The 14,194-nt window shown below is 54.3% G+C and carries 9 protein-coding genes; 2 read left to right on the forward strand and 7 right to left on the reverse strand.

Translation table 11 applies throughout. The features are described from left to right. Positions 1-161 precede the first annotated feature (161 nt). Complete coding sequence (locus tag E2980_RS05205; protein ID WP_135151087.1) at positions 162-1,988, forward strand: UbiD family decarboxylase; 1,827 nt, start codon at positions 162-164, stop codon at positions 1,986-1,988. A gap of 173 nt (positions 1,989-2,161) precedes the next feature. Here E2980_RS05205 and dgoD read toward each other — a convergent pair whose 3' ends face one another. Then, on the reverse strand, positions 2,162-3,310 hold the full coding sequence (gene dgoD, locus E2980_RS05210) for a galactonate dehydratase (RefSeq protein ID WP_135151088.1): 1,149 nt from the start codon (positions 3,308-3,310) through the stop codon (positions 2,162-2,164). A gap of 2 nt (positions 3,311-3,312) precedes the next feature. Beyond that, positions 3,313-3,987, reverse strand: coding sequence for a FadR/GntR family transcriptional regulator (locus E2980_RS05215; RefSeq protein WP_135151089.1), 675 nt, complete (start codon positions 3,985-3,987; stop codon positions 3,313-3,315). A 154-nt stretch (positions 3,988-4,141) separates the two neighbouring features. Between E2980_RS05215 and E2980_RS24065 the strand changes: the two genes are divergently transcribed. Then, complete coding sequence (locus E2980_RS24065) at positions 4,142-4,297, forward strand: hypothetical protein (RefSeq protein WP_167746983.1); 156 nt, start codon at positions 4,142-4,144, stop codon at positions 4,295-4,297. A 231-nt stretch (positions 4,298-4,528) separates the two neighbouring features. Here E2980_RS24065 and trxB read toward each other — a convergent pair whose 3' ends face one another. From trxB to E2980_RS05240, 5 genes are all read right to left on the reverse strand, one after another. Then, on the reverse strand, positions 4,529-5,488 hold the full coding sequence (gene trxB, locus E2980_RS05220; RefSeq protein WP_135151090.1) for a thioredoxin-disulfide reductase: 960 nt from the start codon (positions 5,486-5,488) through the stop codon (positions 4,529-4,531). Between the two features lie 114 nt (positions 5,489-5,602). Continuing rightward, positions 5,603-6,826, reverse strand: coding sequence for an enolase C-terminal domain-like protein (locus tag E2980_RS05225; protein ID WP_135151091.1), 1,224 nt, complete (start codon positions 6,824-6,826; stop codon positions 5,603-5,605). A 66-nt stretch (positions 6,827-6,892) separates the two neighbouring features. Beyond that, on the reverse strand, positions 6,893-11,536 hold the full coding sequence (locus E2980_RS05230; protein WP_135151092.1) for a glycosyl hydrolase family 28-related protein: 4,644 nt from the start codon (positions 11,534-11,536) through the stop codon (positions 6,893-6,895). A 90-nt stretch (positions 11,537-11,626) separates the two neighbouring features. Next, positions 11,627-13,210 (reverse strand): extracellular solute-binding protein, encoded by a 1,584-nt coding sequence (locus tag E2980_RS05235; RefSeq protein WP_135151093.1) that lies wholly within the window; start codon positions 13,208-13,210, stop codon positions 11,627-11,629. Between the two features lie 53 nt (positions 13,211-13,263). Beyond that, the gene (locus tag E2980_RS05240; protein ID WP_135151094.1) at positions 13,264-14,148 is read right to left on the reverse strand and encodes a carbohydrate ABC transporter permease; all 885 of its coding nucleotides are present in this window, start codon (positions 14,146-14,148) and stop codon (positions 13,264-13,266) included. Between the last annotated feature and the right edge of the window lie 46 nt (positions 14,149-14,194).

Genomic DNA, 14,194 nt, shown 5'->3' on the forward strand with positions numbered 1-14,194 from the left:
CTTCGAAAAATGGAAAGATTATGCACGGTCAAGCCGTTTATGAATCCAATAATCGGTCTGGATATGCTGGTTTTAGCGTAATTGCATCTCCTTGTGTACAATAAGGTTATGCAAGCTTCAAATTCCGTAGCAATTCGTTGCCATGATAGGAGTAATCTAAGATGTACCCAACGATGGAAGCATGTGTAAACGACCTTGAACGGCATGGCCATCTCGTCCGGATCCGGGAAGAAGTGGACCCCGATTTGGAAATCGCCGCAATTCACCTACGAGTGTTCAATGCCGGAGGTCCGGCCCTCTTGTTCGAGAATCTGAAAGGAACTCGATATAGGGCGGTTTCAAACCTGTTCGGCTCACTGGAGCGAAGTAAGTTTATTTTTAGACAGACCTGGGAATCGACGCAGAGCGTCATCGCTATGCGCAACGATCCGATGAGGGCGTTGAGGCAGCCAATCCGGCATGTTAGCGCGGCGATAGCTGCGACAAAGGCGCTGCCGCTACGGCATGGGGGCGGTGCTTCCAGCTTTCAGGAAATCGCGGTAACCGATCTTCCTTTGATTAAGCACTGGCCAATGGACGGAGGGGCTTTCGTCACGCTGCCGCAAGTTTATACGGAAGACCCGGATAAACCGGGGATTATGAACTCGAACTTGGGGATGTACCGGGTACAACTGACGGGTAATGAATATGCGACGAATAAGGAAATCGGCCTGCATTACCAAATTCACCGCGGCATCGGCGTTCACCAGTATAAAGCGAACCGTAACGGAGAACCGCTTAAAGTGAGCATCTTTATCGGCGGACCACCAGCCCATTCTCTATCGGCCGTTATGCCGCTGCCGGAAGGTATGAGCGAGTTAACATTCGCAGGCCTGCTCGCGGGCCGCCGCTTCCGATACGGTTATTCGGACGGATTTTGCATCAGCCGCGACGCCGACTTCGTCATTACGGGCGAGATTCATCCCGGCGAGACGAAACCGGAAGGACCCTTCGGTGACCATCTCGGCTACTATAGCTTGGTCCATCCGTTTCCATTGATGCGCGTCAGAAAGGTGTACGCGAAGCGCAACGCGATCTGGCCGTTTACCGTCGTCGGCAGGCCACCGCAGGAGGACACGGCGTTTGGGGCGCTCATTCACGAATTAACCGGCGATGCCGTAAGACAGGAGGTGCCGGGCGTGAAGGAGGTTCACGCCGTCGATGCCGCGGGCGTTCACCCGCTGCTGTTCGCGATCGGCACAGAACGCTACACCCCTTACACCAAGGTGCAGCAGCCGTCCGAGCTGCTTACGATCGCGAACCGGATTCTCGGGACGGGACAGCTCAGTCTTGCTAAATATTTGTTTATCGCCGCTGAAGAAAGACAGCCGCTCAGCACATATCGGGAAGCGGAGTTTCTAGCCTACGTACTAGAGCGAATCGACCTCAGGCGCGATCTTCATTTCCAGACAAACACTACAATCGATACGCTGGACTATTCCGGAACTGATCTAAACCGAGGAAGCAAAGTCGTATTCGCTGCCTGCGGAGACAAGAAGCGCGAGCTATGTCACGACTTGCCAGAGCAGCTTAAGGGACTACGGGATTACGGCAACCCGCTGCTCGCCCTGCCGGGCGTCGTCGCACTGGAGGGACCGTCGTTCAGTAATTTCGCGGATGCCAACCGGCAACTTCGCGAACTGGCGGATGCGATCGGCGCGCGCGGGGCGATACCGGAATGCCCGCTGATCGTTCTTTGCGACGACAGTTCCTTTGTCGGCGAGTCGCTCGCCAACTTCCTGTGGACTACCTTTACCCGGAGCAATCCGTCCCATGATATTTATGGGGTGAATGAAGGGTTCGTGTTCAAGCATTGGGGCTGCGACAACGTCATTATCGACGCTCGGACGAAACCGCATCACGCCCCGCCGCTTGTCCCCGATCCGGCTATTGAAAAGCGGATCAACCGGCTGTTTGCAGCCGGCGGCAGCTTGAATGGGTTACTGTAACGAAGCAGATTGCGAAGATTTCACGAACTTCAGCAGAATTGAACAAGGAGCAGTTGCTATAGGCAACTGCTCCTTGTTTCGTTTCAGGATCCGGTCGGGTAGGGTTTTTCTTAAATGTCCACTAAATGGGACTTGACCAGGGGGACCCTAACGTTTTTCCGTGAAACAGCTATTTACCACTCCGCAACACTGCCATCTTGATGCCGCCAGAGGGGGTTTTTCCAATCGTGACCGATCTCCGCCATTTTGCGGACATGCTCCTCGTTGATCTCGATGCCAAGCCCGGGACCTCCGGGAATCGCTACAAATCCGTCCGTATAAGCGAACACCGAGCTATCCGTTACGTAGTCCAATAGATCGTTTCCTTGATTATAATGAATGCCCAAGCTTTGTTCCTGGATAAAAGCATTATGGCAAGTCGCGTCCACCTGCAAGCAAGCGGCAAGAGCGATCGGCCCGAGCGGACAGTGCGGAGCCAATGCCACGTCGTAAGCTTCCGCCATGGAGGCGATTTTCTTGCACTCCGTGATTCCGCCGGCATGGGACACGTCCGGCTGGATAATATCCGCGTATCCGTCGGTCAGCAGCTTCTTGAAGTCCCACCTCGAGAACATTCTCTCCCCGGTCGCGATCGGGATATGAGTCGCGTTGGCGATTTCCCGAAGCGCTTCGTTATTCTCGGGCAATACCGGCTCCTCGATGAACATCGGGCGGAAGGGCTCGAGCTCTTTGGCTAATATTTTCGCCATTGGCTTGTGCACTCTGCCATGAAAGTCGATTCCGATGCCGATATGAGGGCCTGCCGCCCCTCTAACCGCCGCTACCCGCTCCAGCACTTGATCGATTTTGGCATAGGAATCGACGTATTGAAGCTCTTCGGTCCCATTCATCTTAATGGCGGTGAAACCTTCCGCTTGCGCGCGCAACGCGGCTTCCCCCACGTCGGCTGGACGATCTCCGCCGATCCAGGAGTATACCTTCATTTTCTGACGGCACGCCCCTCCCATAAGCTGATAGATCGGGGCATTATGGTACTTCCCCTTAATGTCCCAGAGCGCCTGGTCAATCCCGGCGATCGCGCTCATCAGAATCGCGCCGCCCCGGTAGAAACCGCCTCTATACATGACTTGCCAATGGTCTTCGATGTTAAGCGGGTCTTTCCCGATCAGGTAGCCGCTAAGCTCCTCGACGGCTGCTTGAACCGTGCGAGCCTTGCCTTCTATGATCGGCTCTCCCCATCCGACGATTCCCGCGTCCGTCTCCATTCTGAGAAACAACCAGCGCGGCGGAACGATAAAGGTTTCCATTTTCGTGATTTTCATTGTTAGCGAACACTCCCTTTGACAGCGTTGATCATATCTTGGATATGGGCTTTCATTAGCGAGCGGGCTTGATCCGCTTGCCGCTCTTCAATAGCTATCGCAATCAGCCGATGATAGCCGACCGCCTTCTCCGGCATATTAGGCAGCTTGTCGGTATCCCGCCTTCCTTGCGCGGACAAATCCGCAATGACCGATAGCATTTGGGCTAGAAGCGGATTGTTAGCCCCATCCGCGATGGTCTGATGAAACAAGACATCCGTGGCAAAGTGGTTTCCTCCGACGCTCATTTCCTGCTCCATTCGATCCGCCAGTCCAAGAAGCCGTTTAGCCTGACTTGAGGGCGCTCTCGCCGCGCAATAAGCAGCCAACTCCGGCTCGACGACCAACCTTGCTTCCAGCAGTTGAAGCAGGGAGCCCTCCTCCATTCCTTTAAGCCCGACCATAGGATTGTCGAGAATCTCCGGATCGTTGCTCACGAACACCCCGCGTCCATGTTCGATGCTCACGATACGCTGGGTTTCCAATACGCGGAGCGCTTCCCGAACGGCCGTTATGCTGAGCTTATAGTGCTCCGCCAATTGCCGCATCGTCGGCAAGCGTACCCCCGGTTTCCAATCGCCGGAAGCGATCCTCAACTTCATCTTCTCGATGATCTCCTCGTGAGCTAGCTTTTTCATGGAATCAGGAACCTCGATTCTAATGTCTTCGATTATAGATATGATCTATTATTGTTAATGATAATATCTATTTAATGCCGCGTCAATTCCCATTTTCGCCGGAAATGCATGGAGATCTTTCTTTGGGTCATGCTATTCCATGGAGGTGATTCCATTGACGGGACGAAACAACAAACCTGATAATGATGGACCTGCCAGCAGCCCGAGCCAGCTTGATCAATTCGGAAGCAGGCTGGCATCGGACAACGATGAGGAGTTCAAGGCTGCGGCAGAACAAGCATGCGAAATCGCGCCGGAGCCTGATCACTGATAAGAAAAAGCCGTCAGGGAACAATTCCCCTGACGGCTTTGCGTGCGACTCATCATTTTACATAACCGAAACGGTCATTTTAACCGCCTCACGCGTTCACTGAGCAAACTTTGCATTTTGAGACGGTCACTTTGACCGTCTTGACACCTAAAATAGGCATCGATGTTTCGATCTGCACGTTGAAACGGTCATTTTGACCGCCTCACGCGTTCACTCAGCCAATATCGCATTTTAAACAGTCATTTTGACCGTCTGAATTGTCTGCGTTTCCGGCAAACCTTCCAGGAATCTCTCGCAATCGAGCGCGGCCATGCAGCCCGTTCCCGCGGCGCTGATCGCTTGGCGGTACTTATGGTCCTGCACGTCCCCGCAGGCAAATACGCCGGGGATGTTCGTCTCTGTCGTGCCAGGCTTAACGAGCAGATAACCCGTTTCGTCCGTGTCCAGCTGTCCATCCAAGAACCGCGTGTTCGGCGTATGGCCGATCGCGACGAAGATGCCGTCCGTTGCAATCGTCTCTTCGAGACCCGTCTCGTTGTTGGTCACCTTCAGCCCTGTTAAGCCAAGCGGTCCGCTCACGACTTCCAGCGGCGTGCGGTTCAGGTTCCAGCTGATTTTCGGATTGTTGCGCGCGCGGTCCTGCATGATCTTCGAAGCGCGAAGCTCGTTGCGGCGGTTCACCAACACGACCTCGGATGCGAACTTCGTAAGGAAATGGGCTTCTTCCATCGCCGAATCCCCGCCGCCAATGACGATAATCTTCTTGTTGCGGAAGAAAAATCCGTCGCAAGTCGCGCACGTGCTTACTCCGCGGCCGACGTTGTCTTTTTCCCCGGGGATACCGAGATATTTAGCCGATGCTCCGGTAGAGATGATGAGCGTCTCGGCCGTCAACTCTCCCATTCCTTCGACCGTTAAAGTGAACGGTCGCTTAGACATGTCAACTTTATTGACCCAACCGGAACGGAATTCCGCTCCGAATCGCTCCGCTTGTTTACGCATATTGGCCATGAGCTCAGGGCCCATGATGCCGTCCGGGAAACCCGGGAAATTTTCGACTTCGGTGGTAGTCGTCAATTGTCCGCCCGGCTCCGGCCCTTCGATGACGAGAGGGTTCAAGTTCGCGCGAGCCAAGTAGATGGCAGCCGTTAATCCAGCGGGACCCGTTCCGATAATGATCGATTTGTACATATTCATCCACTTCCTTATGTCTTCTAATATAAAAAAATCATACCATCGACGCAGAAATCCTGCATGAAGGTATGATGAAAGTTAGATGAAGGTTTGATGAAGACGGCGCGTCCGCTAAGGACGGACAAGCGTCCCGTCCGCCTTGCGGTCCAAGGAATACGGTCTGTGGTAGGAAGCACGATTCCAGCCGTCATCCAGCAATTGCGCGGCTTTTAATTCGTCCAGATCGATGCCGAGTCCGGGCTTGTCGTTCGTATAGAGGTAGCCTCCCCTGCGTTCGATGATGCCCGGGAAAATATCCCTTTCTTCCGGACGGAAGTGGTTGATTTCCTGAATGCCGAAGTTCCAGACGGCCATATCCAGATGAACGGCCGCGGCTTGGTTGACGGGGTCGTTCTCGCCGCCTTCCTGCCACGCCGTTCGGACTCCGAAAGCTTCGGCCAACGCGGCGATCTTGCGACAGGCGCTGATGCCTCCCGCTTTCGATACGCGTACGCGGATAAAGTCGATCAGCCGCTCCTTGATGAGCCCGATCCATTCCTGCGGGTTAACGAACAGCTCTCCGACCGCTTGCGGCGTGGCGCTTTGCTGCCTTAACTGCCGATACCAACCGATCTGCTCCGGCGGAAGAACATCCTCCAGATAGAATAGGCCGTAAGGCTCCAGTCTCTTGGCAAGCTGGATCGCGAGGATCGGCGATAGGTGCTCGTGCACGTCGTGGGTGAACTGGACTTCGGGACCGAAGGATAGACGCAGCTGCTCGAACATCTTGGGAATGGCGTTCAGATAAACATGCTCGTCGAACACCGCGTCCGTTTTCCATGCGTTATCCGGGAGCTTCGCTTCGTTCGCCGATAGAAATCCGCCGCCGCCGTATCCTCCGATCTGGCATCGGACGACCGTGTATCCTTCTTCGACGAAACGGTGGACGTCTTCCTTCAGCTCTTCGACATCCCGGCCTCCGGCATGGCCATAGCAGGCAACCGCCGTGCGGCTTGCGCCCCCGAGCAATTGGTAGACGGGCAACCCCGCTTCTTTGCCTTTAATGTCCCATAAAGCCATATCGATTCCGCCGATCGCCGTCTGAAGGATCGCCCCGTTCCTCCAATATCCAATTAAGCTCATCGTATTCCACAGATCCTCGATGTTCGCCGGATCCCGGCCGATGATGACGGGCGCCAGCAACTGCTCGATGACATGAACGACCGCTTCCGGATTGTACATGTCCGATGCCGAACCCACTCCGTACAATCCGTCTTGATCCGTCGTCACTTTTACGATCGTCCAGCTTCCGTCGCGCCTCGTGCGAATGCATTTTACTCCGGTTATTTTCGCCATAGGTCCGTGCTCCTTTGAATAAACCAGGACAACGCCTCGGAAGGCGTTGCCCGGATTCGAGTACCTTTATTTTTTCGGGAAAATCGCTTTGAGTTTGGCATCCAAAAGGTTCTTAGTGACGTTGTCCAGCAGAAGATTCAGGAAATTCCTCGCCGTATCGATAGCCGTTACAGTTCTTTGCTGCGCGGCCATTAACACCGCTTTGACCGCCGACTTGGATTGGATCTTAGAGAATTCGCCGGCGAGCAGATGCAGATCGCCGAAAGTCGTCGCGTCTTTGGAACTGCCGATCCCTTTGTTGTATTCCAGGAACCCGGATCTTCCGGCTCCGTCGTTCTCGTTCACCAATAGCGTGAATCCGATCGGATCGTTAGGCGAGAAGACGAATCCCGGCCCGTGAAGCTCGGCAATCGGTATCGCGATCGTATAGATTGTAGTGGCTGTATTCTCGTCGCGTACGATATTAGCCTGAGCGTTACTCAACGCGCCTGCAGTCACTCCTGTAGGTGCCCTCCATCTCCAAGCGGATGTGGTGCCGTCGTTCGAGAGAGCGAATCCCATCTCGCTAACGTTCTGGCTGGATGAGCCGTCCTTTCTCGACGGATCGATCCCGATCTGGATGCTGTCACCCTGCCAGATATCGCCGTTCTGCCAGCTCTGGAAGTGAGTATCGTCTTTCACGGAGACCGTAAAATAGAGGTTCCGGTTATCCCACTTCACGTTTGCCTGCGCGCTCAAGTCGTTCACGCCTCCCCACTGGCCTCCCACGCTGGCATATTGATCGATCGAATTCAGCAGAACGGGCGGCGCATCGGGCTTCTTGAGCTGCTCTTGGACAGCGAAGGTCTGGCCTAACCGGACGGAAGTCGTATAGGCGTAGCCGTCTTCTAACGTGACCTTGAATTTGGCGATATCGCTCCCGATATAGGGCAATGGAATCGTTAACGTACTGCCGATGCCCAAATCTTGAAACCGGACGGGAATCATCTTGCTCTTGTATTCGACCGGATGAATCAGCTCGATCATCCCTTTGACAGGCTGAGCGATCGAGAGATTCCGCAGCTCTAGCGCTGCGTTCGTATTCTCGGGATGTTCGGCATCGAACGGGGTAACGGTCAAATCCAGCGAGATCGGGACGACGTTCGTGCCCGTCACCTTCGCAGGAGCTTGATTATCCAGTTTTATGCCTCCGTTGAACAGGTTATTCGTGACTCTAAGGCGCTCGATATCCGGTCCCGCATACACATGCGTCGTCCCCGCTTGCTGGAAATACGAGTCGTAGAGGGTGATGTCCCCTCCGATCGCGTTGACGCCGATCTGCCCGACGACGGTTAGATTGCTTTGTTGAATGCGAACCTTTCCGGCGAAAATATCGAAGGATCTCGTTGTATCCCCCCACATTGAGGTATTGTGGAACGTGACCTCCGAATCGAACTGGTCTCCTACGGTAACGTACACTTTGTCGGACGTACTCATGGATACGAGCTCGGTGTTGACGAAGCTTAACCCTCCCGCCCCCGCGCCTTCGACGTAAACGCCCTTCTTGCTTCCGTCCGTTCCATGTCCGATCACGACCGCTTCCGGCCCTTGGCCGTTTTCGGCAACGAAATGGATTCCGTACAGAGAACCGTATACGAATGTGTTAAAGATCGTTTCTCCGGTCGCGTTGCCGATACGAAATGCATCCAGATTCTCCTTCTGGTAATTCCATATTTTGTCGGAGTCGGTATTCATCGGCCGGTTCGGGTATGTGCTTCTTCCCGCGTAGTGAGGATTGAATTGGACGTTCCTTACGATACCTCCGCTGGAGCCGCCTCCGATGTAGATGCCTTCTTTAAGCGGAGAGCCCGCAACGTAATCGATATAGTGTCCGCTCGTATCATAGGTTCCGAAATCGATGCCCAGATAGGAATCGACTAGCGTCGTATCGATCGCGTATACGCCGTGGCCCTTGCCTTGGATCGTCCACCCGTAAGCCTTGATCGCGTTCCAATTCTGCTGATCGTAATAGACGTTCAGTCCGCGGATTCCCGAATCGGCTTCGAGCGAAATAAGCGGAATCGCTCCGGTATCGCCTTCGCCATGGTTCGTGAAGATGACGCTTCCTCCGCCGATCGTGTGATGCGGAACGTCCCAAGAGCCTCTTAGCTCCACTCCGGTCGGCACCGTAATCGGCTGTTCGATTCGATAGATACCCGCGGGCAAATATACGGTTCCTCCGCCGGACGTCCCCGCATCGGACAACGCTTGCTGCACGATCGCGGATACGTCCGCCGCTCCGGTATCGTCCGCGTTATACGGCGCGGCGGTAACGTCGAACAGCTGATTTCCGTTCGGCTTCGGCTGAACCGCGATATCCAGTTGCGCGACCGCGGGAAGCGGCTCGAGAGAGTAATCGCTATCCCGGTCGATTTTAACCTCCGCTGCAAGGCTGTTATTCAACAGATCCAAGGTTCCTTCGTTCCCCGAATTCACGGAGGTGATGATTTTCGCATCGCTTCCCAAGCTCACATGATGGCCGGCTTTGGCGAACTCCGTTTGGCCGAGGATGAGAGATCCCGATTCGGCCACGATCGCATAACCTCCCGCTAGGTCGTTCCAAGCGTCGATTGAGCTGTTTTCGAAGGAAAGGACGCCATCCCCTTCGTTAACGACCGCGTTAAGCGGACTTCCGCCAATCGTGACGTTGTTGAATTGGACGATCGTTTGAAAGCCCTCCGTGGCATGTATCGCGATCGGCGAAGTACCGACGTTGGCTTCAAAGCTGCTGTCCGTGATCAGGAGTCCGTAACCGTTCACTCCTTCGATCTTAAGCGCTACGTTGCAATCTTCGATGCGGAGCCGGTAGAACTGGGCGTTCGCCGTCTCCGTGGATCCCGTTCTCGTCGTTACCCTCATCCCGGTTTTGAAGCCGGAGATCCGGACGTCCGACATATATTCCCAATCCGATCGGCCCATGACGATGCCTTCCGCATGGGTTGTCATATAGTCGAATAGCTGCTGTCTCGAAGGAGCGCCGGGCAATCCCGAATTCGCCCAGTAGTCCGGCGATAGACGAATGCCCTCCAGCCTTCCGATATCCGTCGTGTAGTCCAGGAAAATCCCCGTGTTAAGCGCCGTCCCGTATACGTTCTTAAGGTAATGCAGCTCATTCCATGCCGGGCCTATTTTGACTCCGTTATAGGAGTTAACCAACGTGACGTTCTCGACGGTAGCGCTATCCCCTGATAGCTGTTCGATCGTCCATGGATATGCGTTCGGCGCGCCGAGCTGTTGCTCGGGATACCATACGGACAGGTTAGTCACCCCGCTAGCCTGCTGCAATTGGATGAAGCTCGTATCGTCCGCGTTCCCGCGCCCGGCGTAAGCTTGCAGCACGGTGCCTTCCACCGCCCCGCCCGTTTCCGGACCGTTCCAATCGCCCCGAAGCGTCACTCCCGTAGGAACGAAAAGCGTACCCGCGATCCTATAACGTCCGGACGGTACGAACACGACTCCGCCCCCATTGTTCCCCGCGGCGTCAAGCACGTCTTGTATGGCCCGCGTATCGTCCGTTACTCCGTCTCCCGCCGCGCCGAATTCCGCGACGTTATAATCCGCGAGCACGATATCGTCTGTCGCATAATCCGTCGTTATAATCTGCGTATTCTTCTCGATAATCACCTTCGTCACCTTCTTCACCGTCACCGAAGCGACTCTCAGATCGGGATTATTGGCCGGCGAACCCGCACCGTCCACCGCGAGCCTGAAATCCCCGCCGTTCGTCCGGTTGGCGAACTTCGCATCGGATAGCTTGAACGTATGCGTCTTCCACAAGCCCGTATTCTTATAAGTAAATAGAGGAGAGTCCTTGAACGAAGCGGATACCGCATCGTATTGAAGCGCGAAACTTCCGCTGCCTTGATCGTAATACTCGACGGTCACGAGAACGTCTTTGTCCGTGTTGTCGTAAAGATAACCGTCATCGACATTCATGTATAAGTACGAGATACCCGAGGCGCGATTCGTCTGCCAATAGGTTTTGCCGTTATCCGTCCCGGTTTGCAATCCCGCTCCCGCATCTCCCGCTCTTGGCGAAATGCCTTGCTCGATCGGCACTTCCCCAAGCGTGACGCTCACTTGCTCGGGAGGAGCCGGTTTCGGCATCTTCGTGACGGTGACGGAAGCGACCTTCAAGTCTTCGTTCGTCGAAGCGCTGGCCCCTCCGCCCTCGATTCCTAACCGGAAATCGGAGCCGCCCGTACGGTTGGCGAACTTGGCATCGCTCAACTGGAACGTATACGTTTTCCACGCGTTGCTGTCTCCGTATTGGAACAGCGGAGCATCCTTGAATTCCGCCGACTCGGAGTCGTATTGCAGGACCATTTTACCGTTGCCCGCATCGTAGTAATCCACGGCCACCTGCACGTTATAGTCGGCGTTATCGAACAGGAAGTTATCGTCCACGTTCATGTAGAAGTACACCGTACCGGTTAGCTTATCCGTCTGCCAGTACGTCTTTCCGTCGACCGTTCCGGTCTGCAGCCCATCCGGGTTATCCCCCGCTCTTGCCTGAATGCCGTTTTCCGATGGCGTCTCCCCCAACGTGATGCTAACGGCGTCTTCGCTGGCTTGGGCTTGGGAGGGATGCAGATTTAAACTCGAGGTCACCAGTAAAATAACGAGCAAATAGACGAGAGCGGCCCGAAAGGGATGTTGATAAGGTTTCATATTCACGATTTCCTCCTTATTTTCCGTGGGGTTAGGTTTGGCGGGCAAGAAAAGCCGGCCTCTGGCGGAAGGTCGGCTTTTCTTGGTGTGTTATTTCTTTGCGGCTAAGTAAGCATCGATTTGTTTCTGGGCTTCGGCGATGATCTTGTCGAGTCCGTTGTTCTTCTGTTTCTCTATATAGTCGGCCACGGAACCATCGACGTCTTTGACGACGCCGAACTCTATCGGCTTGCCGAACTCCTCGTAGGTTTGGTCGCGCTTGGCAACCTCGTTCTTAATGTTGTCTTCGGCGATGAACAAACCGTCTACCGGCGAATTCACGTTAACCGGCAAGCTGGCGAATTCGGCTTCCTTCAGCCAGAAATCCTTCGGATACGTCTGGTTCGGACGCATGTATTGCGGCTTCCAGAACGCCCATTGACCTCCCCACTCCATGTAATTGCTCGTCGTGAACTGCATGCCTTCCGGATATTCCGCCACGTCTCCGTTAAGCACGTAAGTTTTTCCTTCGATACCGTACTGCACGAGGTCGTACAGCACCTGATCCGTCTCCATCATGTCCAGGAAGCGAAGAACGCGGTCGGGGTGCTCGGAATTGCGATTGATGGCGAGCACGTTCGCAAGCGCCGTCCTGTTGACGTATCTTTTATCCGGGTAGAGCAACGACATCTGGTGTTTATAGGAAGGATCCGCAAAACCGGGATCGGCGTAAGCCCATTCGTGCGAAGTCATCGTAAACAACGTTTTGCCGTTTCTCCATTGATCCGCTCCGTTTTCCTTATCGATCATCGCGTCGCGGTTGAGAATTCTATCGTCGTACCACTTCTTCGTCATCTTCGATGCTTCCAGGTAGAACGGCTGCTGCTCGATCGGTTGTATTTTGATTTCCGGGTCGTTCAAATAAAAGCCCATTTGATGAAATCCAAGATCGACCCATTCGTCGCGGGTTTGATAGATCGCTAGGGACGTCGTACGGGACAGCTTCTCGTTCGGATACGCGGCCTTCAGCTCATGGAGCAGGGCATCGACGTCCTCGATCGTTCGGACCGAATCCGGCGATCGCGTTATGCCGGCCTTCTCGGCCAAATCGACGCGCCAACCCGCGTAATTCCGCTGGTTCATCTTCATCGTCCACGGAAGTCCGACGATTTGTCCATTGATCGTTGCCGCCTCTAGCGTTCCTTGCTCCTGGTACTTCTTGTTAAGATTAGGCGCGTACTTGGGCAACAGATCGTTCAGGGCCATATAAGAGCCTTTTGCTGCCATTTGCTTGTAGCTCAACCAATCGCCGTCGAAATTGAGATCCCATTTGTCTCCCGACGCGGCCATAACCAGCATCTTATCCTTGAAATCTCCGAAAGGGATAAAGTTGATGTTGAATTTGACGTTCAACCCTTTTCCCTTGACGTATTCACTGACTTTCTCCCATACCTCGTCGGTCGCAGCTTTCTTATCGCCGCCGAAGTAGAACTTGAGAGTAACCTCTTCCTCATCTTTCGGAGGCTCTTCCGATCCGGAGGCCGACGGAGAAGCCCCGCTGGCACTAACGCTGTCGCTTGCGGATTCCTTGCTCGAATCGGCATTATTATTGCCGCCGCTGCATGCCGCCAGGGCTAGCATGAGAACTAATATGGCTATTGCGATGACAGGCAGCTTTGCATGTCTTCTTGACATTAAAACCTCTCCCCTTCGTTTTGTTGTATACAATACAGCCGAAGCTGGCATTGTCATCCTTTGACCGCCCCTACCATCAAGCCTTTAACGAAATACCGTTGTAGGAAGGGGTATAGGAAAATGATCGGGCCGATCGTAACGACGGTAAGCGCCATCTTGATCGATTCCGAAGGCAGTTGAGATGCGATCCGCTGAATGTCCATTGCGTTGCTGGAGCTCCTAAGAAACTCGACGTTGGATATCAGCGTGCGAAGCAATAGCTGCAAGGGCTGAAGCTCTTGCTTATCCACGAACATCAATCCCAAGAACCAATCGTTCCAGTAGTTCAGGGAAATGAACAGGCCAATCGTCGCGAGTACCGGCTTGGCGAGAGGGACGATAAGCTGCGCGTAGATCCTGAACTCGCCGGCGCCGTCCATTTTCGCCGATTCGTGCAAGTCTTCCGGCATGGACATCATGAAGTTGCGGATCAGGAACATGTTGAATGCATTGGCGAGCGGAGGCAGGATCATCGCCCATATCGTATCCTTCAGTTCAAGGTACCTGACGCAGATGATGTACCAGGGTACCAAGCCCCCATTGAAAAGAATCGTAACGATCGCATAGATGGATAGTGCGTTACGGTATCTGAACGAACGCCTGGCCATCGCGTAAGCGGCCATGCTCGTGACCAGCAAGGAAAGGACCGTTCCGACGACCGTTACGATGACGCTGATCGCATAGGCATCGACGATTCGATGTGAGCCTAGGATAAGGATGCGATAGGAATCGAAGGATACCTGTCTGGGAAAGAGCGAATAACCGTAGTCCATAATGTCCTTTTCCGTGCTCAGGGAGCCGGATACGACCATGATGAAGGGCAGAAGACAAGACAAGCTGAACAAAGAGATGATTGCGATGATGCCGATCCGGCCTATTGAATATCTCTTGGAGTACATGGTTCCTTACCTCCGTTTTCGAATTGGAACAGGCAGCGTCGGGAGC

The sequence above is a fragment of the Cohnella luojiensis genome, assembly GCF_004564235.1.
Lineage (GTDB): Bacteria > Bacillota > Bacilli > Paenibacillales > Paenibacillaceae > Cohnella > Cohnella luojiensis.

Bases quoted from the DNA above. Each gene is read 5' to 3' on its own strand.
- E2980_RS05230 (WP_135151092.1), bottom strand. From the start codon at position 11,536: ATGAAACCTTATCAACATCCCTTTCGGGCCGCTCTCGTCTATTTGCTC.
- E2980_RS05235 (WP_135151093.1), bottom strand. From the start codon at position 13,210: ATGTCAAGAAGACATGCAAAGCTGCCTGTCATCGCAATAGCCATATTA.
- E2980_RS05240 (WP_135151094.1), bottom strand. From the start codon at position 14,148: ATGTACTCCAAGAGATATTCAATAGGCCGGATCGGCATCATCGCAATC.
- E2980_RS05225 (WP_135151091.1), bottom strand. From the start codon at position 6,826: ATGGCGAAAATAACCGGAGTAAAATGCATTCGCACGAGGCGCGACGGA.
- E2980_RS05215 (WP_135151089.1), bottom strand. From the start codon at position 3,987: ATGAAAAAGCTAGCTCACGAGGAGATCATCGAGAAGATGAAGTTGAGG.
- trxB (WP_135151090.1), bottom strand. From the start codon at position 5,488: ATGTACAAATCGATCATTATCGGAACGGGTCCCGCTGGATTAACGGCT.
- dgoD (WP_135151088.1), bottom strand. From the start codon at position 3,310: ATGAAAATCACGAAAATGGAAACCTTTATCGTTCCGCCGCGCTGGTTG.
- E2980_RS05205 (WP_135151087.1), top strand. From the start codon at position 162: ATGTACCCAACGATGGAAGCATGTGTAAACGACCTTGAACGGCATGGC.